Source organism: uncultured Sphaerochaeta sp. (assembly GCF_963676625.2).
In the GTDB taxonomy this organism is placed as follows: domain Bacteria; phylum Spirochaetota; class Spirochaetia; order Sphaerochaetales; family Sphaerochaetaceae; genus Sphaerochaeta.
In genome coordinates, this window is sequence record NZ_CAXXYB010000001.1 from 303641 (window position 1) to 322166 (window position 18526).

16 protein-coding genes and 1 tRNA gene are annotated in these 18526 nt (G+C 44.0%); 11 read left to right on the forward strand and 6 right to left on the reverse strand.

The window, feature by feature from the left end:
- Window positions 1-85: 85 nt before the first annotated feature.
- Window positions 86-640, forward strand: a complete 555-nt coding sequence (locus ACHZBG_RS01395) for a rubrerythrin family protein (protein ID WP_320127648.1) — start codon at window positions 86-88, stop codon at window positions 638-640.
- Window positions 641-1049: 409 nt separating this feature from the next.
- On the opposite strand, the gene ACHZBG_RS01400 is transcribed toward ACHZBG_RS01395, so the two are convergent.
- Window positions 1050-1121: transfer RNA gene (locus ACHZBG_RS01400), tRNA-Val, on the reverse strand.
- A gap of 130 nt (window positions 1122-1251) precedes the next feature.
- On the opposite strand from ACHZBG_RS01400, the gene ACHZBG_RS01405 reads away from it, so the two are divergent.
- The 3 genes from ACHZBG_RS01405 (at window position 1252) to ACHZBG_RS01415 (ending at window position 4226) form a co-directional block, all read left to right on the forward strand.
- Complete coding sequence (locus tag ACHZBG_RS01405; protein WP_320127649.1) at window positions 1252-1458, forward strand: heavy metal-associated domain-containing protein; 207 nt, start codon at window positions 1252-1254, stop codon at window positions 1456-1458.
- Entirely contained in the window at window positions 1455-3650 is a 2196-nt protein-coding gene (locus ACHZBG_RS01410) for a heavy metal translocating P-type ATPase (protein WP_320127650.1), read from the forward strand. Before ACHZBG_RS01405 ends, ACHZBG_RS01410 begins: the two co-directional genes overlap by 4 nt.
- Before the next feature lie 153 nt (window positions 3651-3803).
- Complete coding sequence (locus ACHZBG_RS01415) at window positions 3804-4226, forward strand: hypothetical protein (protein WP_320127651.1); 423 nt, start codon at window positions 3804-3806, stop codon at window positions 4224-4226.
- Between the two features lie 65 nt (window positions 4227-4291).
- On the opposite strand, the gene ACHZBG_RS01420 is transcribed toward ACHZBG_RS01415, so the two are convergent.
- Complete coding sequence (locus ACHZBG_RS01420) at window positions 4292-5464, reverse strand: MFS transporter (RefSeq protein WP_320127652.1); 1173 nt, start codon at window positions 5462-5464, stop codon at window positions 4292-4294.
- Between the two features lie 427 nt (window positions 5465-5891).
- Between ACHZBG_RS01420 and ACHZBG_RS01425 the strand changes: the two genes are divergently transcribed.
- Window positions 5892-6638 carry a hypothetical protein gene (locus ACHZBG_RS01425; protein WP_320127653.1) on the forward strand — a complete coding sequence of 249 codons (747 nt, stop codon included), beginning with the start codon at window positions 5892-5894 and terminating at the stop codon, window positions 6636-6638.
- Window positions 6639-6806: 168 nt separating this feature from the next.
- Here ACHZBG_RS01425 and ACHZBG_RS01430 read toward each other — a convergent pair whose 3' ends face one another.
- Window positions 6807-7808 (reverse strand): hypothetical protein, encoded by a 1002-nt coding sequence (locus ACHZBG_RS01430; protein ID WP_320127654.1) that lies wholly within the window; start codon window positions 7806-7808, stop codon window positions 6807-6809.
- Window positions 7809-8079: 271 nt separating this feature from the next.
- Between ACHZBG_RS01430 and yfcE the strand changes: the two genes are divergently transcribed.
- Window positions 8080-8631 carry a phosphodiesterase gene (gene yfcE, locus ACHZBG_RS01435; protein WP_320127655.1) on the forward strand — a complete coding sequence of 184 codons (552 nt, stop codon included), beginning with the start codon at window positions 8080-8082 and terminating at the stop codon, window positions 8629-8631.
- Here the strand turns inward: yfcE and ACHZBG_RS01440 are convergent.
- From ACHZBG_RS01440 to ACHZBG_RS01450, 3 genes are all read right to left on the reverse strand, one after another.
- Window positions 8621-9961 (reverse strand): HAMP domain-containing sensor histidine kinase, encoded by a 1341-nt coding sequence (locus ACHZBG_RS01440; RefSeq protein ID WP_320127656.1) that lies wholly within the window; start codon window positions 9959-9961, stop codon window positions 8621-8623. The genes yfcE and ACHZBG_RS01440 overlap by 11 nt on opposite strands.
- Window positions 9962-10128: 167 nt before the next feature.
- A complete protein-coding gene (locus ACHZBG_RS01445) occupies window positions 10129-10854 on the reverse strand; it encodes a response regulator transcription factor (protein ID WP_320127657.1) in 726 nt (241 codons plus the stop codon).
- A 10-nt stretch (window positions 10855-10864) separates the two neighbouring features.
- The gene (locus ACHZBG_RS01450; protein ID WP_320127658.1) at window positions 10865-11590 is read right to left on the reverse strand and encodes a response regulator transcription factor; all 726 of its coding nucleotides are present in this window, start codon (window positions 11588-11590) and stop codon (window positions 10865-10867) included.
- A gap of 238 nt (window positions 11591-11828) precedes the next feature.
- On the opposite strand from ACHZBG_RS01450, the gene ACHZBG_RS01455 reads away from it, so the two are divergent.
- The 5 genes from ACHZBG_RS01455 (at window position 11829) to ACHZBG_RS01475 (ending at window position 18510) form a co-directional block, all read left to right on the forward strand.
- A complete protein-coding gene (locus tag ACHZBG_RS01455) occupies window positions 11829-12206 on the forward strand; it encodes a NusG domain II-containing protein (protein WP_320127659.1) in 378 nt (125 codons plus the stop codon).
- Window positions 12193-13308, forward strand: a complete 1116-nt coding sequence (locus tag ACHZBG_RS01460; protein WP_320127660.1) for a Gx transporter family protein — start codon at window positions 12193-12195, stop codon at window positions 13306-13308. Before ACHZBG_RS01455 ends, ACHZBG_RS01460 begins: the two co-directional genes overlap by 14 nt.
- A 194-nt stretch (window positions 13309-13502) precedes the next feature.
- Window positions 13503-16172: a bifunctional acetaldehyde-CoA/alcohol dehydrogenase gene (gene adhE, locus ACHZBG_RS01465; protein ID WP_320127661.1), complete on the forward strand. Its 2670-nt coding sequence runs from the start codon at window positions 13503-13505 to the stop codon at window positions 16170-16172.
- Window positions 16173-16450: 278 nt separating this feature from the next.
- The gene (locus ACHZBG_RS01470) at window positions 16451-17257 is read left to right on the forward strand and encodes an HAD family hydrolase (RefSeq protein WP_320127662.1); all 807 of its coding nucleotides are present in this window, start codon (window positions 16451-16453) and stop codon (window positions 17255-17257) included.
- Window positions 17254-18510 carry an MFS transporter gene (locus ACHZBG_RS01475; protein WP_320127663.1) on the forward strand — a complete coding sequence of 419 codons (1257 nt, stop codon included), beginning with the start codon at window positions 17254-17256 and terminating at the stop codon, window positions 18508-18510. The genes ACHZBG_RS01470 and ACHZBG_RS01475 overlap by 4 nt, the downstream gene beginning before the upstream one ends.
- Window positions 18511-18526: the final 16 nt, after the last annotated feature.

Genomic DNA, 18526 nt, shown 5'->3' on the forward strand with positions numbered 1-18526 from the left:
TTGACGTTATCCCCAAACAGGAGTATCGTTGTCATATAGGATTTGTTTCTATAAGCCCTATATATTATTTACAGGAGGTCTATTTATGGCTGTCAAGAATGCAATGACATCTGAATTTCTACACTCGGCCTACAGCGGAGAAAGCATGGCCCACATGCGTTATCTGATCTGGAGTGATATGGCAAAGAAGGAAGGCTTTCCTAATATCGCAAGGTTGTTCACCGCTATCGCCTATGCTGAGAGTGTTCATGCCGGAAATCATTTCAGGGCAATTGACGGGACTACCGCAGATGCATCAGTTACCGGTGGCGGTATATTCGGTGTAGGAAAAACCGTAGACAATCTGCAGGGAGCAATCAACGGAGAGGCCCATGAAGTCGACCAGATGTATCCCGTGTATCTGAATACCGCTGAATTCCAGAATGAATCGGATGCGAAACGTTCATTCCATTTTTCATTGGAAGCGGAAAAGATTCATGTCAAATTGTTCAAGCAAGCTCAGGATGCCGCTCGAGCCGGTCATGATATGGAATTGAAGAGAATCTTCATCTGCCCTGTATGTGGACATACCATACTTGACGAAGCTCCTGAACATTGCCCAGTCTGTGGAGCAAAAAAGGAACGGTACGTAGAGTTCTAAACCCTTTTTCAATGTCGTTTTGGGGACAAACCCTAAAACGACATCCCAAAAATGACATCTTAGAGAAAAAAAACCTTACCCGTACCTGTGGTATTATCAGAGAAGAACTGCCCAAGATATACCCTGACGTGGATGGACCACCAGAAAATCATGAAAACCAGCAGGAGATTCTACCTACGATATAAATCCCACAGAATTCTGAGTTGAGCTTTTATAGTTTAGATTTCGGAACTTAGGTTACGATATAGAATTTCTGGGAAAACATCATTTCACCTCTCGATTCAAGCATATTGAATTCGGGAAAATGATTCCAATAGTTTACTATCAAATTTTCTATCACAGCCCTATTGATACTGATTATCATAAAAAGAAAGGCAACTAATTACTTATATTGTAAATAGTTGCCTTATGGGCGATATTGGGTTTGAACCAACGACTTCCACCATGTCAAGGTGGCACTCTCCCACTGAGTTAACCGCCCGTTGTTCGCGATGCGACAAAAAGGATAATACCTAATTTTTTACAGTCTGTCTAGGGTCTTCTTGAAAAAAGAAAATCACTAGTCTAAGACCTAGTAATTTAGTATGTTATAAGCAAGGAGAACTCAAGCTATGAAAACTGAAATCATGACAACAGGAATGCATTGTGATGGTTGTGAGAATAGAATGGTCAAAGCCCTCAAGGGCATTAAAGATATCAAGGATGCGAAAGCTGATGCAAAATCAGGAAAAGTCGTTATCAAACATTCTCAAGAAACAACAATAGCCGAAGCCAAATCCTTGATAGGTGAGATCGGCTTTGAGGTATTGGATACATGAAAGAAATACATGTCGGCATAGGAGGCATGGTTTGTGCCTCCTGTAGCTCAGCAGTGGAAAAGACACTGAACAAACTCCCGGGAATGGAAGAAGCCCAGGTAAATCTTGCCACCGAGACAGCCTCGATAAAATTCGATGAAGGCCAGATAACCCTGGATCAAATCAAACATGCGGTCGACAGGATCGGTTATTCCATTATCGAAAAAGAGACGGAAGCGGAAAAAATGGAGAAGAAGGCAAAGGAACTGCAGAACCTCAAGGTCAGGCTGATCATTTCCTCTATTCTCACTGTCTTCCTTCTCTATTTTGCAATGGGTCCGATGATTGGCATTGCTGTACCCTTCTCCCCCATCGTTCAGGCCTATATACAACTTGTACTCAGCATAGGCACTATGCTTTGTGGCTCTGCCTTCTTCACAAAGGGCTACAAGAGCCTTTTCAAGGGTGAACCGAACATGGATAGCTTGGTAGCCATAGGAACCTCTGCAAGCTTCTTATACAGCCTCTGGGGAATCGTACAACTTACCTTGGGAAACCATATGGCAGCCCATGCCCTCTATTTCGAGGGTGTAGGTACAATCATAACCCTTGTCATGCTTGGCAGGTACTTGGAAAACCTTTCCAAGGGTAAGACAAGTGAAGCCATTCGTAAACTCATGGAACTTGCCCCATCCAAGGCTATAATCCTCCGTGATGGCGAGCAAGTCACCATTGATGCGTCCGAAGTAGTCGTCGGAGATATCGTCATGGTCAAACCGGGTGAGAAACTTCCCGTTGACGGAGTTGTCCTTTCAGGCTCCTCTTCCATTGATGAATCCCTACTGACAGGCGAAAGCATCCCTGTGGAAAAAACCTTGGGCAGTAATGTATATGCGGCTACGATCAACACCACCGGAATGTTGCAATACAGAGCAAACAAGGTTGGCTCTGACACGGCCTTGGCCAATATCATCAGCCTAGTGCAAGAGGCTCAAGGATCCAAAGCTCCGATCGCCAGGATCGCAGACAGAATTTCGGGAGTTTTCGTTCCCACGGTCATGGGCATATCAGTCCTGACCTTTCTTGCCTGGATCCTTTCAGGAACCTCTTTTGATACTGCGATTATAAGAGCCGTAAGTGTCTTGGTCATTGCCTGCCCATGCTCCCTGGGGCTTGCAACACCCATTGCAATCATGGTTTCCTCTGGCAAGGGTGCAAAACTTGGCATACTCTTCAGGCATGCCGCCGCAATCGAGCAATTGAAGACAGTGCATACGGTACTGTTTGACAAGACAGGCACACTTACCGAAGGGAAACCTGTGGTAACCGATCTTCTTGGCGAAGAGCCCATTCTCTTGCTTAAACTTGCTGCCAGTGTGGAAAACAATAGCGAACATCCACTCTCCCGGGCAATTGTCTCTAAAGCAAAAATGGAAAACCTCGAGTTGTTGGAAACCCAGGACTTCAAGGCTACCGTAGGCAAAGGAATTGAAGCCTCTGTCAATGGAATGCAAGTAAAGATTGGAAATCTGGCCATGATGGATATGACAGGCATCGCAATTGACTCAGAATCAGAACAGCAATTGCTTAGCCTCTCTGACCAGGGCAAGACTCCCCTACTCGTGGCAAAAGATGGAATACTCATCGGCATCATCGCCGTTGCCGACACGCTCAAGAAAGAGACAGCGCAAGCAATTGAAATGTTGCGAAGCCAAGGCATCAAGACAGTAATGCTAACAGGGGACAATGAACGCACGGCGAAAGCCATAGCCAAACAGGCTGGTATCGATGAATACTTGGCGGGTCAACTTCCAGGCCAAAAGGAACAGACTGTCGCTGAGTTTGCCAAAAAAGGCGCCGTGGCCATGGTTGGAGATGGTATCAATGATGCTCCTGCACTCGCCAAGGCAGATATAGGGATTGCTGTCGGGAACGCCACCGACGTTGCTCGTGAAACAGCAGACATCGTATTGGTACGAAACAATCTCCAGGACGTAGGAAAGGCATTCCTGCTTTCAAAGGCAACAATGCGTAATATCCACGAGAATCTCTTCTGGGCCTTCTTCTACAACATTCTGGGTATTCCTGTGGCAACAGGATTGCTTACGCTCTTCGGAGGTCCTGAACTCAGTCCGATGATTGCAGCCTTCGCCATGTCAATGTCAAGCGTCTGTGTCGTAACCAATGCCTTGAGACTCAATAGATTCAAGTAGATCAAAAACAGAACATCCACTAACACCTGTAGACCCTTGGAATATCCAAGGGTCTACACATATACCACAAGTTAAACACAAAACCTTGAAATCCTCCCAACATACTTTATACTTATTCTTATATTTGTATGTTTTTTGAACAGGAGGCCTTATATGTCTAAACGAATTTCCATTACTTTGTTCGCTACGCTCATACTCCTACTTTTTGCCAGTTGTGACCAAAATACAGGACTGTCTTATGATGACATACTGGGAGAATGGGATTTTCCTGCAGGCATAGGAGATCAAGACGGACCACATATCAGTGTGATGACTGGTCCACTGCTTGATATCTCTTGGTATGATGGTAATGATTCATATTTCTGTTATGGCGATGGAAACTATCTAGAAGGAATCTTTACCGGTACCTACGGTTACAATATCAGTTATGCAGATCCAGTAAGTTCAACTTCAGGAAGCGATCAAACAATCACTGTCATCTTTTCTCTTACCAACAACAAACTCAAGGCAGTTTGTTCCGGGCAGGGACCATTGAATGGAAAAACTTTTGACCTTGGCACCCTTTCGGACTATTAACCAATAGTATCCAGGACTTGCCTCACATAGAATTTTTATTTTTAGCCTTTTGAATTTCTATGTGATCAGTAAGTCCTGACTGCCTTCAGCTCTCTTTTTCGATACACTACTATTGCTAAAAGACTTCCAAGCAACAACAGTAGGGAGGATGAAAGCAAAGAATATTGCAAGCCATAGGTTTCAGCAAAGAGAGCGACAAGGTAAGGGAATATCATTCGTCCCACGGTGCCACTAAGAATATAAAAGACAGAGACAAAAGCTGTATTTGCAGGAAACCAGGAAGATGCTGTGACAATGAAAAGCGGAATGGTAGCACCTGAACCGAACCCACTGATAACTATCGCAATATAGGCAAAAACAAGATTCTTTGAGAGCAAGGCAATTATCAAGGTGAGGAATGACAGAAACATTCCACCTGCGGTAAGCAACAAAGGAGGAATGCCCTTTGAAAGAAACAAGGGAGAAACCAAACGCATGCACGCAATTCCTATCCAGAAACTCATCAAGGTAGCTGCTACCAGCGACGGAGACGCATGAAATGCCGTCTCAACGTAAAGAGGAAGCCAACTTGCACTAATTTGCTGGCTGGACATATAGAACATCAACACCAAGCAATACAGGAGGAACCTCTTATCGCCAAGAATCACCTTGAACGGAAGTTTTTCCAATATTTCCTGTTTTTTCTGCGACTGTGCAGGACGCTTTCCTACACGTCTCTCATTTTCCATACCAATAAGTAAAAAACTGAGCAATAATACACCACAAATAGCATACCCAATATGCCATTTCATTCCTTTGAACGGAAGCACCAGATATCCAGAGGATAAGGCTCCAAGACTATAGACAAAATGCAAGATAGGGATATAAATACTTCGTTTCTCAGGGAAATGGCTTGCCAGATAGGCATTCGAACCACTATCTACATAAAATCCTCCAAATCCCAAACAGGCAAAGATTGCAAACAAAACGAATCTTGCAGGGAAAACGAAAAGAAGCACCAGACTCGCACCCATGACTACCATGCCAAGCCGAAGGATGGATTTTTCCTTGCAGTGCTTAAGTACTAAAGGTGAAAGGACGATTCCCAAGAAGGCACCCATCTGTTGCGTGCTCAGTAAAGACCCTGCCTGTGAAATAGGTATCGACAAAGTCTTCATGATCTCGCCAACCTGAGTTCCAAACATACTTACAGCAACCGAATATACAAAGAAACCCAGAAAAATGATGAGAGGTGCCATAATGCCTTCCTAGATGAAAATCTTCGAATTTATGAAAACCATGGAATCCTGAGAAATAGAATGCCACATGTTTAGTATATTCCAAGGATTTGGATCCTTGCTATTATTATTGCTTTTTTTACAAAACAATATAAATGAAGCATAAAACAGAACCAATTTCCTTTAATAAAAAAGGAAGAACAGCCTTGATACATGATATTTCCTTACCAGCCTACCCTTGAAACAGAAACCCTTGAATTTCTTTTTTTGTACAGTAACAGTTAAAAACTATACACAGACACCACACTTCTTTATCTAAAACAATGTATTGGACAAGATGTATTGTATTCCTCATGAACCATTATGGAGAAGTAAGGACTCTCATTTCAAATGAAATATATTTCCTCAAAGTGTTATATCTTCTAAACATACAAGGAGCAAAAGCAGAATGAAAAAACGTATGCTTGCATCATTTGCATTCATGGGACTTATAGTGACAGCCCTATGGGCAGGAAATGGTATCAATCAAAATACCAGTCAATTACAGAATCCCTTAAGTCCAACAGGAATCCCTGCCTCTCCTTCCGTGGTAAAAGTAACACAACAGGAAGATCAATCAGTTGCAGTATTCACAGTTGATGATTACGGGGTCCTTTACCTAGCGAGAAACAACGCCATCATACGACTGGAAAACGGAGCTCGCCAACAGATCATCTGGAAAGGTGACAAGACTCCTACCAACCTACAAATTACCGGTATTGGGCAACTTGTAGTCATGTTCAAAGATCATGACAAGATTATTTTGGATATTCAAAACAGGCGATCAAGGCAAACAGGAACCAATCCCATGAATAATATGATACCTTCTCAAGAAAATCAATTTTTTGGATTTCCAGATACCTATGCCTCAGGAAAAACAGCAAGAACCGAAAGAGTGTCTGTCAATGGCAATAATGAAAGAACAATGAATAGACCACCCTATCAAGGTATGCAAAGGCAATTCCCCTATACTCAGCAGAGAAGTTCTGACATGCAACAGCAATCTAGAACAACCATCATCTATATCATGGTACTTACATCCTCTCAACCCATGCAGAGAACTAATATGAATGTACAGGAAAATTCATTTGAACAGACTCAACAAGGCAATCTGCATCAAATGTTAGGATATCCTCAAATGCTTTCTGATAATTAGTTTGATATCACTGGCAGTACCTAAAAGCACTGACCTTGCCTCTTTTCATTGTTCTGAGCCAATTATTTTATATTTTGACAAATATAAAAGTGACCCATCAATGATGGGCCACTCATATTAACAGGATTTAGAAACCAGAAAACCGGTTGCTGATTCTGTTTTAGGAAATTAGAAAGCGAGGTAAGCCTGTGTCTTGATGTACAAAGCACCATCGGCATTTCCACCAAGGACAGCCTTGTAGGTAACTCCACCGAGGGTGGACTTAGCATACACACTGTAGCTCAAAAGGGTATCGGCGAATTCATAGTCAAGACCACCACCAAGAGTTACATCGGTAAGTGCATAACTTGCACCAGCGAAAACTCTTGAACCAGCAACACTGTTGTTGTTATCTGCAGTAGCATTCAAGCTATATTCAGCATATACATTGATTGCATCTTTTCCACCAGTAACGGCAGCCAACAAGAGAGGATCGCCAGTTACGCTGGAACCCATACCGAGAACGGTAAAGACAGAAGCCTTGAGGTTGAAATCCAAGCCAGCAAGAGCAGCAACATCAGCAGTGGCAGAAAGATTAACTTCACTGTCAGAACCTGCAATGTACTTGTTTGCGGCAAGGAAAGAAGCTGCGAAACTAACACCATCAACAGGAGTTCCCTTCACAGAGAAAACAGGATTCACATCGGTGCCGACAATGTCAAACATTGTGCGAGCTGTATACCCTGCATAACCTACGTCAAATCCAATTGGGTAATTGGTACGAGTGTTTTTATTGAACCCATCATAGCTGTCGTCAACAATACTGTTGGGGTCAGTATATGAATAAAAACCTGAATTTGATGCGTCACCAATGTAAGCGGTCAAAGAAACAGGAAGATCAACTCCCTTTGCAGCAAGTGCTTTGTCAAGGTACAAGGAAATTGCAGCCTGGGCTTGCATATAGTGGAAATCATTGTCGCCAGGGACTAACCGGAAAGCAACCTTTGCAAAATCCGTAGTGGCATTCATTGCGAAATATGATGTGTTAGCATCATACCCATACGTGGACACTCCACCATTTGCCAAATCGAACTTGTAACCGACCTCAGCTTCTCCGCTGAAATTGAATGCAGCGAAAGCCATCGATCCTACAAGCGCCAGAGCCAGAATCAATACAAACTTTTTCTTCATGACGTAAATCTCCATTTTTTGCGTGAGAGTTAATTTGTAACATCAGTATGTCGATGCACTTTGTAAGTAGAATGGACGAATCTTGACAGAATCGTGTATTAATGTGAGCAAACCATAAAGTATTTAAAGTAACTGTGAACATATAAGTGTTTTGTGTGTTTCATGTGAGTAATCAAACTAATTATGAAGCTAACGAGAAGGTTACACCGACATTATAAGATATTCTGTCAATATCATTGCTATCCTCAACCGATTCTATTATCATATAATTATGATATACCTTATAGCCTCAGACATTCATGGAAGTGCCTTCTTTACGCATAAACTCATGGATGTCTATCAAACAAGTGGTGCTTCGCGTTTATTCCTCCTTGGCGATATTCTTTATCATGGGCCCAGAAATGACCTTCCACTAGAGTATAACCCAAAAAAAACATATGCGCTACTAAATATGTATAGAGATTCAATTCTTTGTGTGAAAGGAAATTGCGAGGCAGAAGTCGATCAAATGGTATTGGAGTTTCCTGTCCTTGCCGATTACAGCACACTCTTTCTGGAAGAGCTGGAAGGAAGGATGATTTACTTGACTCATGGGCATCATTACAACCAGGATAACCTTCCGCCTCTCAAGCAAGGGGATATACTGATCAATGGACATACACACATACCAGTGGCAAAAAAGGAAAACGGATTCGTTTTCCTCAACCCCGGATCGGTTTCCATTCCAAAGGGTGGCTGGCCGAATAGTTATATGTTATATAAAGACAAGACTTTCACAATCCTGGATTTCGAAGGCAATACCCTTCTAAGCCTTACCATATAAGAGTGGCAACCACCAGCTCTCCACTTTGCTTGATTGTAGCCTGTCCACCATGAAGTCTCATGATCTGAAAGACAATAGGCAAACCAAGACCACTTCCCCCTGTGCTACGCCCTTGATCTCCCCTTGCCCAGGGTTCAAAGAAATCGACACCCTCGGCAAGGGTGCCTACGTTGGAAAAAGACATAGTATTCTCACCAAGTTCCCAGGTAACATTGCCCTTTCCTGCTTTCAATGCATTATCGAGCAAAGCATATGCTGCCTGCTGAAGCAAGGTAGCATCGCCTTGCATTGAAGAAATCGAAGGGTGAACAATGACCCTTCCTTTCTGCAAAACAGGAAAACGCTCCATGGTTGCCTCAATAAATTCCGCACAGTCAAAATTTCTGATAGTAGCCGAGGCATCGGGATTCTGTAGATTTGCATAGAGAACCACCGAGGCAATCCTATCCGAGAGTTCATCGTTCTCTTTCTTGACCAACGCAAAGGATTTTTCGTTGAGGGGGAATACACCATCGGCGATGCCATCAAGCATCAACTTCATTGAAGTAACAGGAGTATTGAGATCATGGCTGATGCTTCTCAACCATACTTGTTGGCTCACCCTGTTTTTTTGCAGGGTTTCATCGAGTTGTGCAATAGATTTGTTGATAACCAATTGTTCATCAATTTTCGTAGTCGGCAGCGATACTCCATTCTCCCCTTTACTAAGACGTTCCAAGGCATCCTCAATCCCACGGGTATACTTTTCCCCCGTTTTGGATATTGAAGCTGCCATAACCAAAGCAATGAGAAACGCCAAGGGAATGGACCACAAGAATGGCCCCAACAACCCATAAAGCAATCTACTGGTATTCTTATAGGTAAAAGGTGTGTACGTCAGGACATCGATTGTACAAATTGATTGATTATTATAAATAACATTCAGACTTCCGGCAATATCATTGGACTTAACCTCGGAGGGCAACAGAATAGTTTCGGTCTTTTGTTTTTTCTGTTTAGTTTTCATAGTCGAAACTTGCCCATCATGGTTGATAATCTTGAGTGAATACACCTCGGACTGTTGCTTTACTGAGACAAACCCATCCTTGTCGACCATTTGGTTCGTGGGAACAAGCTGTCCAAAATATTCTGAAGGATCATGGACAAACATCTCGGGAGGAAACTTGAAACCCATGGGATTTTGGGAAAGGACATTACCTCGACGGGTTTTCCCAAAAGCAATAGCAACCGAACCATCAGGATTCCTAAGATACAATCCACTTACCCTATCATCGGCGGAATTGACTAAAACCTGAGCTATATTTGCAATGGACCAACCACTGGAGGGCATTTGCGACTCCAATTTACTTGAAAAGACCTCAAGGTAATTCTGAAAAACTGAAGTTGTCCACTGCTTCCGTTGCTGTTCTCCATTGTAAAAAAAGACGACTATCTGAATAACCAAGAAAACTGCCACAATAAATACAAATCCAAAAAATAATCGAAAGAATTGTTTCCTCATTCCACCACACTTTCTTTTCGGTATCCGATAAACCGATAACCATACCCCCTGACTGTCTCAATCCATTGGGCTTCCCCGAGCTTGGAACGAATATTCTTTATATGCGTATCGACAATCCTTTCATACGAATCAAAACTATAGTCAAAACATTGTTCAAGAATCTGGGATCGAGAAACCAAATGATGGGAATTCTGTATGAGATACCCCAGGATTCTCCATTCGGCAGCGGTAAAGACAACATCAACATGGTCTACCAAAAGACGATGTTCGACCGTATCGAATAAGAGCACATGATTCCCGCTATAGAGCAACCCTTCTTCCTGTGGTTTTTCCTTTGCATGATTAAACCGACGAATTACTGCCTGTACCCTTAAAACCAATTCCTTCGGTGAAAAAGGTTTGGATATATAATCATCGGCGCCCAACTCGAATCCCATAATCCTGTCACTTTCGTCCGTTCTGGCTGTCATGAAAATGACTGGACAATCATACTGGGCCTTAATTTGCTTGACAAAGGAAAAACCATCCCCATCAGGAAGCATCACGTCCTGGATAAGGAGGGTAGGAACTATTCGGGAAAAACCTTCCCTGGCTGCTTGTAAGGTAGAAAACCCCTGGACCTTGTAACCAGAGAGTTCCAAGTACTGCTTGACCCCTTCGCGAATCATATCATGATCTTCAACGACATAAATCAAGCTGACAGTATCGGTAGGTCCAATCATAAAGTATCCCCTATTCCTGATCGTCAGCTATGGAATGAGATGCGGTACTATGCCCGGCAAATCGATATCCATATCCGCGAACAGTCTCGATCCATTGGGAACCAAGGGGCCCCATCTTTGCTCTCATATTCTTCACGTGGGTATCAACGATACGATCGTACGATTCAAAGCTATAATCGAAGCAATGCTCCAGAATCTGGGATCGGGTAATCAGTATACCACTGTTGCTCACAAGATAGCTCATTATACGCCATTCAGCGGCAGTAAGGGGAACCTGTTTTCCATCAATGGAAAATAAATGGGAAACCTCATCAAGTTGCATGATGGAATTCCCGAGCAACCAGGAAGAACCGCTGCGAAAAGCGGAAACACTCATGTCAATACGCCTGAACAGCGCATGGACCCTGAGCACCAGTTCCTTGGAAGAAAAAGGTTTGCATATATAATCGTCGGCTCCCAATTCAAAACCGAGGATTCTGTCACTTTCCGCTGTCCTAGCAGATACAAAAATGACAGGAAAGATATAATTTTGCTTCAATTTCTTTATATAGGAAAAACCATCCCCATCGGGAAGATTGACATCTTGCAAAAGCAAATCAGGAACCTGCTTGGCAATCGCCACCTGAACTCCATGCAAATCCTCAAAAGCCTGCACCTCATACCCTGATAATTCCAGGTACTGCTTCATCCCCTCGCGATCGCTTTGTGAATCATCAACAATATATATCAGTTTCATATTTGTAACGTCACCACACCTTTGGTATTCTGGCAATACTCAGCCAGTACTCAACATATTACTACACATTTACCACACACTACCTATTAATAATAATCACAGTGTGTTAATCATGTCAAACAAAGCACCTCCTATTCACTGAGAAACACTTCCTTTCCAATCTATTCACCCAAAACCGATATCAACCAACAATCTTTTCCTTGTTGCAAACGAATTCTTGGCACGATACACTACTTCAGTGAAACAAAGACCTCCAACCCTTGTCGTAGATGCAATTATATTTTTCTTCTGCCTGTCCTCACTGTTTCTGCTCTTTGCAAAACATCCAGCCAAAAGCGGAGGCTACCTGCAAGTCGAGAGTCCGGGGGGAACCTACCGTTATGCCTTGGACAAGGATGCTCATTTCCACGTACAAGGCCCCCTGGGGGAAACCGAAATCGAAATTTCTGAAGGAAAAGCCAGAATCGTCGATTCTCCCTGCCCGACAAAAAGTTGTACCCACCAAACCCCCATCTCAAAGGGAAACGGATGGATTGCTTGCTTGCCCAATGAGATTCTACTGACAATTGTATCAGCCCCTGATCAAGACGTGGAGGTTGACGATGTCTCGAATTGAACGCAAGATAGCCTTTGTCGCTGCCTCGACCCTGCTCTGTGCAACCCTCGAATATCTTATTCCCAAACCTCTGCCATTCCTAAAATTGGGTCTGGCAAATCTTCCCTTGCTTGTTTGCCTGGATTATTTCACCTTCAAGCAGTTTTTCATCCTGCTGATACTCAAGTCAATCGGACAAGGTTTTGTCAGCGGGACCCTCTTTTCTTACCTTATACTTATATCGCTTGCAGGAACACTCTCCAGTGGCATTATGATGAAAGTTCTGAAAAACCTGTTCAAGGATAAAATATCCGTTATCGGATGTAGCCTGGCAGGGGCCTTTGCCAGCAACCTGTCACAACTTGAAGTGGCTTCCCTGGTTGCCTATGGAAAAGCCATCTGGGTTGCAGCTCCCCTCATGCTCTCAATAGGGCTGGCGAGTAGTCTGGTACTCGGGATCCTGGCATATATTTACCAGGAGAAAGGAACTATCCCCTCTCTACTGAAACAAGATACCCTGGAACTCTCTCTACCGCTCATGGAAGAGAGGGAACATAACGGAACAGTAGCACTGGCCTCCCTAGCCTGCATTGTTTCTATTCTATTCGTGGATAACTTAATCATATTGGTCCTTATAACCGTATTGATGTACCTTCTGCAACATTTTGCCCACAGAAGGATACTGATGGTCCCACCGGTAATGCTTGTCATCTCCATGCTGATTCTGAGTCTCTTTGAACCAAACGGAAAAGTTCTTCTCTCCGTTGGTTCAGTGGCTGTCACGCAAGGAGCACTCAACATTGCCATGATAAAGGCTCTTCGCCTCATTTGTCTGCTCAGCGCAAGTCAATGCATCAGTGCAAGCAATCCCAACCTACAGGGAAGAACTACTGCCTACATTCCCTTGACCCTGGGATATTTCAATCTGCTCTCCTCTTCATTTAAAGCAGGAACAGGATCTCTTACAGAACGAGTTGACCAAGCTTTACTGAAAACTGCCCAGGGTGATCACCCAATGGCAAGTAAGCAAGGCAGGAACATACAAACCATCTCAAAGCCATTATTCGTACTCATTTCCCTTCTGATAGCCTCTCTTGCTATTGTCAGCAAATACATAATTTAACATTTCTTATTCACATTAATTTACATAATATTAGTTTTATTACGCTTTTATATCAATAAATAAGGTATTATTATTTCTTTTTATTATTTATTCACACATCACAAAATATTAATTAAAAAGGTGGATTAAATCATATTGACCTTATTAGATAAATTTTTATATATTTAGTTCATCAAAGAACCAGGAGCTAAACCATGGCAGAGAAAGAGAAGAAATCAGAGCCATTTGAAGGACAGGCAGATTTGCAGAACCTGATCGAACGCGTGAAACGTGCACAAATCAAATTTGCAACCTATTCCCAGGAACAGGTTGATGCAATTTTCCGCGCAGCAGCCATTGCAGCAAATGATGGCAGAATATCCCTAGCCCAAGAGGCTGTTGCCGAAACAGGTATGGGCATCGTGGAAGACAAGGTAATCAAAAACCATTTTTCCGCAGAATATATTTTTCATAAGTACAAAGACGACAAGACCTGTGGAATCATCGAAAAGGATATGGCTTTCGGCATCCAGAAAATCGCAGAGCCCAAGGGAGTCATTTGTGGGATCATCCCAACCACGAACCCTACCTCTACGGCAATATTTAAAAGCCTCATTAGCCTCAAGACCCGAAACGCCATTATTTTCAGCCCCCATCCGAGAGCCAAGAAATGTACCTGCAATGCAGCAAGGATTATCTTGGAAGCCGCAGTCAAGGCAGGGGCTCCCGAGGATATCATAGGGTGGATCGATGAGCCTTCCATGGAAAAAACCGACTACCTCATGAAAAATCCCCTGGTAAACCTGATCCTTGCCACAGGTGGCCCTGCAATGGTCAAGAGTGCCTACTCTTCCGGGAAACCCGCCATTGGAGTAGGACCCGGCAATACCCCTGCCCTAATCGATAAAAGCGCAAACATCAAAATGGCAGTCAGTTCCATCCTGATGTCCAAGACCTTCGACAACGGCGTAGTCTGCGCCTCGGAACAGTCAATAATCTCTCATAAGGACATATATGACGAAGTAAAAAGGGAGTTGATCGACCGTGGTGCGGCCTTCCTTACTCCTGAAGAAGAGGACAAGCTCCGCGCAGTCATCATTGACAAGAAACGAGGCACGGTAAATCCGGGAATCGTAGGGCAATCGGCCACGACCATTGCAAAACTTGCAGGTTTCGAAGTCAAGGCAAATGCCAAGGTACTCATCGCCGAAGTAGAAAAAATTTCCGAGGATGAACCCTTCGCCCACGAAAAACTCAGCCCGGTCCTGGCAATGTACGCATGTGACAATTTCGGGGAAGGTACTGAAAAAGCATCAAAACTTGTTGCAATGGGTGGGTTTGGCCATACCAGTGTTCTCTACATCGATGAAACGGAACAAGAAAAAATCGATTCGTACGGAAAAACCGTTAAGACCAGCAGAGTACTGATAAACATGCCTGCCAGCCAGGGAGCCATTGGTGATATCTACAATTTCAGGCTTGAACCCTCCCTTACCCTGGGATGTGGATCCTGGGGAAACAACTCCATCAGCGAAAACGTAGGTCCAAAACATCTTTTGAACATCAAGACCGAAGCTTGCAGGAGAGAAAACATGCTGTGGTTCAAACTGCCTCCAAAAATCTATTTCAAATATGGTTGTCTGCCTGTAGCCCTGCAGGAATTGAAGGGAAAGAAACGTGCCTTTATCATCACCGATGCATTCTTGTTCAACAGCGGGATGGTAGAGAAGATTACCTCGGCGCTGGAACCACTTGGCATAGAATGCGAATGCTTTCACCAAGTCAAGCCTGACCCGACTCTTGCAACCATAACAGAAGGTCTGAACATCATGAATGCCTTCAAGCCCGACATCCTCATCGGCCTTGGTGGAGGCTCCCCTATGGATGCTGCAAAAATCATGTGGTTGCTCTACGAGCATCCTGAAGTAAAATTCGAGGGATTGGCCCTGCGCTTCATGGATATCCAGAAAAGGATCTATGCCTTCCCTAACATGGGAAAGAAAGCTGAACTGGTTTGTATTCCCACTACCAGCGGTACCGGTAGCGAGGTAACCCCGTTTGCCATCATCACAGATGAAAAAACAGGCATGAAATGGGCAATTGCAGACTATGCACTCACCCCTTCCATGGCTATCGTGGACAGTGAACTGGCAATGGGACAACCAAAGGGACTTACCGCAAGTTGTGGTGTAGATGTCCTGACCCATGCCCTCGAGGCCCTGGCCTCCAGCATGTCCACCGATTTCACCAATGGGTTATCACTGGAAGCTGCAAGGATCATCTTTAAATATTTACCTTCTGCTTATATTGATGGCACGGACAAGAAAGCACGAGAGAAGGTGCACGACGCCTCTACTATAGCAGGAATGGCTTTCTCCAATGCCTTTTTAGGGCTCTGCCACTCCATGGCCCACAAGCTTGGGGCTGCATTCCATGTACCTCATGGAATGGCAAATGCACTGCTTTTGACCAATATCATCCGCTACAATGCAACAGACAATCCGATCAAACAGGCTGCGTTCCCACAGTACGAGTTCCCATCGGCTGTCAGTCGGTATGCAAGGGCAGCTGACTATATTGCAATGGAAGTAAATGATCAGAGCAACACGCCCTATATCACGATCAAGCAGGGAGCTACCCAGGAGGAGAAGGTTGAGGCCCTCATCGCAGGTATCGAGAAACTGAAAGCCGAGCTGGCAATACCTCACTCCATCAAGGAATGGGGTGTAGATGAAGCATCTTTCTTGGCAACAGTAGATGAACTTTCCGTGAGAGCTTTTGATGACCAATGCACGGGAAGCAATCCCCGATACCCCTTGATCAGCGAAATCAAGCAATTGTACTTGGACAGCTTCTATGGCAATAAATGGAGTGAAAACAGGTAAGAATCGAAAAAGTCCCTCTATTTTTGGCTATCGCAAAAGAAATTTTGCGGTAGCCTTATTTCGATTTACTTTGACAGGACACGTCAACCTACAAGGAATTCCATTTTTCCAACCAACCCATTGGCAAGTCGCTGGAGAGTTGTTTCAGCAGTTCCTTTTATCATAGGCAACAGGACAGTTTTATTCTTACAATTTGTCAATACAATTGACAGACTGTAATATGGTATATTTTCAAACTGGTTCTGTACAAGCAGCATCTGTTCCGTTACTATGATTTCATGTTTGATTGCAAGCTCATTTGTACCGATATAGACGGTACCCTACTTGATAAAAACCATGCTATCAGTAAAGAAAACAAAATAGCCATACAACGGGCAACAGCAAAAGGCATCATGGTTGCCCTTGTAAGCGGAAGGATAGCAGGAAGCCTGCAAGTCCTGCAAAACCAGCTCGGACTGGAAGGCCCCCTTGGTTGCTATAATGGAAGCCTCGTCCTCGATAAAGAGAATATCCTCTCGTCCCATCCCATTACCAATGATCAGGCTCGAAAGGTCTTGGCCTCCCTGAGAAAAGTCGGCATGCAGGCAATTATCTTTGCCAAGGATCAATGGTATATCGACAGACCAGGCAAATGGCATGAAAAAGAAGAAAGGATATCTCTGTATCAAGGTAATATTTGTGATTTCTCCCTCCTGTTGGACGCCTGGGATGAACAAGGATGCTACCCTTACAAGATTCTTGGTATGAGCGAAGATCCTTCCCTGATCAAAACCACGGAAAAAGAAATCGCCTCCTGTTTTGCATCAGAACTGAATGTTTTCAGCTCCTCTCCCCTATATATCGAAATTTCAGCCAAGGGAGTCGACAAAGGTCATGCGATACAGACCATTTGCAAACACTATGGAATCCTTCCATCCCAGGTCATGGCAGTCGGGGATTATTACAATGATTTGGGAATGTTTCGGGAAGCGGGCTATAGTGTAGCGATGGGAAACGCCCCACAGGATGTACAAATGCAGGCAGATACCGTTACCCTTTCGAACAATGAGAATGGACTTGCCTTGGCCATCCAGGCAATCCTATGAAAAAAGCTTCTTCACTTTCTCTCTATAAAGGACTTCCCCAGCCTATCTATGTCCTTTTCTTTGCCACGATGATCAACGGCATCGGTATCTTTGTCTATCCGTTCTTGGCACTTTACCTTACCCAAAAACTCCACTATACGGCAGTGGAAGCAGGAAGTCTCATGACCTTTGCCGCTGTATTGTATGTACCGGGTTCCTTTATCGGGGGAAAGCTGGCGGATACCTTTGGGCGAAAACCTGTCATGGTAATTTTCCAACTCTTGATGGATATAAGTTTCATATTCTGCGGATTTTATGAAGGCACAAACCTTGTACCGTATCTAGTCCTCCTGGGGCTCTTCTTTGATGGAGCGGTAGATCCAGCCAGGGAAGCACTCAAGACCGACGTGACCAATCAAGAAAACCGACAGGTCTCCTTTTCCTTGTTATATCTCGGACATAACCTTGGGTATGCCTGTGGTCCCATCATTGCCGGTTATCTATTTTATGCCGCACCCCGATGGATATTCTGGGGCAATGCCCTTGCAGGAATTTTTTCTACACTTTTGGTAATATGGAAAATCAAGGAAAGCAAACCAACCAAAGAACAAATCGAGGAAAGCAAAAAGACCGAAACAACTGAAAAAGCAGAGGAAGGGGGACTATTCAAAGCCCTGCGTTCCAGACCTACCTTGGTTTTCTTTGCTCTTTTCATTACTTTTTATAGTTTTGCCTATAGCCAGACTCTTTTTGCCCTACCGCTTCTTACCACTGATCTTTTTCAGGCTAAGGGAGCTTCGGTCTATGGCCTGATGATGACGCTCAACGCAATTGTGGTGGTGGCATTCACCCCGGTCATCATCAACAAGATGAGGAAAAATCATCCTCTGCTAAATACAGCCATCGCAGGCTTGCTGTATGGCCTGGGATTTTCTTTGCTGGCCTTTGCAAAGGTACCAACAGTTTTCTATCTTCTTGCCGTAGTATTTACCTTCGGGGAAATCATATCAGCAGTCAATGAGCAATTCTATATAGCCAACAATACCCCCATGAGCCACCGTGCACGCTTCAATGCCATCATACCGATCATCATGGGAACAGGCCACGCCATCGCCCCTATTGTTGCAGGATCCATCATTGAAAAATATTCCATGGGCATGGTTTGGCTTACGGCAGGAGGCTCAGCCTTTCTGGGAGCCACGGGAATAGCTGTGCTCTACTTCTATGAGAAATGCAAGAGAAAACGAATCTCCCGCTCTCTTCTCCCCTATTGATTCACTCACAGGACCG

What these genes read in the sequence shown, in the direction of transcription:
- ACHZBG_RS01460 (WP_320127660.1), top strand. Translation starts at nt 12,193, where the DNA reads ATGTCTCGAATTGAACGCAAGATAGCCTTTGTCGCTGCCTCGACCCTG.
- ACHZBG_RS01475 (WP_320127663.1), top strand. Translation starts at nt 17,254, where the DNA reads ATGAAAAAAGCTTCTTCACTTTCTCTCTATAAAGGACTTCCCCAGCCT.
- yfcE (WP_320127655.1), top strand. Translation starts at nt 8,080, where the DNA reads ATGATATACCTTATAGCCTCAGACATTCATGGAAGTGCCTTCTTTACG.
- ACHZBG_RS01405 (WP_320127649.1), top strand. Translation starts at nt 1,252, where the DNA reads ATGAAAACTGAAATCATGACAACAGGAATGCATTGTGATGGTTGTGAG.
- ACHZBG_RS01425 (WP_320127653.1), top strand. Translation starts at nt 5,892, where the DNA reads ATGAAAAAACGTATGCTTGCATCATTTGCATTCATGGGACTTATAGTG.
- adhE (WP_320127661.1), top strand. Translation starts at nt 13,503, where the DNA reads ATGGCAGAGAAAGAGAAGAAATCAGAGCCATTTGAAGGACAGGCAGAT.
- ACHZBG_RS01470 (WP_320127662.1), top strand. Translation starts at nt 16,451, where the DNA reads ATGTTTGATTGCAAGCTCATTTGTACCGATATAGACGGTACCCTACTT.
- ACHZBG_RS01410 (WP_320127650.1), top strand. Translation starts at nt 1,455, where the DNA reads ATGAAAGAAATACATGTCGGCATAGGAGGCATGGTTTGTGCCTCCTGT.
- ACHZBG_RS01415 (WP_320127651.1), top strand. Translation starts at nt 3,804, where the DNA reads ATGTCTAAACGAATTTCCATTACTTTGTTCGCTACGCTCATACTCCTA.
- ACHZBG_RS01445 (WP_320127657.1), bottom strand. Translation starts at nt 10,854, where the DNA reads ATGATTGGACCTACCGATACTGTCAGCTTGATTTATGTCGTTGAAGAT.
- ACHZBG_RS01440 (WP_320127656.1), bottom strand. Translation starts at nt 9,961, where the DNA reads ATGCCCTCCAGTGGTTGGTCCATTGCAAATATAGCTCAGGTTTTAGTC.
- ACHZBG_RS01420 (WP_320127652.1), bottom strand. Translation starts at nt 5,464, where the DNA reads ATGGCACCTCTCATCATTTTTCTGGGTTTCTTTGTATATTCGGTTGCT.
- ACHZBG_RS01450 (WP_320127658.1), bottom strand. Translation starts at nt 11,590, where the DNA reads ATGAAACTGATATATATTGTTGATGATTCACAAAGCGATCGCGAGGGG.
- ACHZBG_RS01430 (WP_320127654.1), bottom strand. Translation starts at nt 7,808, where the DNA reads ATGAAGAAAAAGTTTGTATTGATTCTGGCTCTGGCGCTTGTAGGATCG.
- ACHZBG_RS01395 (WP_320127648.1), top strand. Translation starts at nt 86, where the DNA reads ATGGCTGTCAAGAATGCAATGACATCTGAATTTCTACACTCGGCCTAC.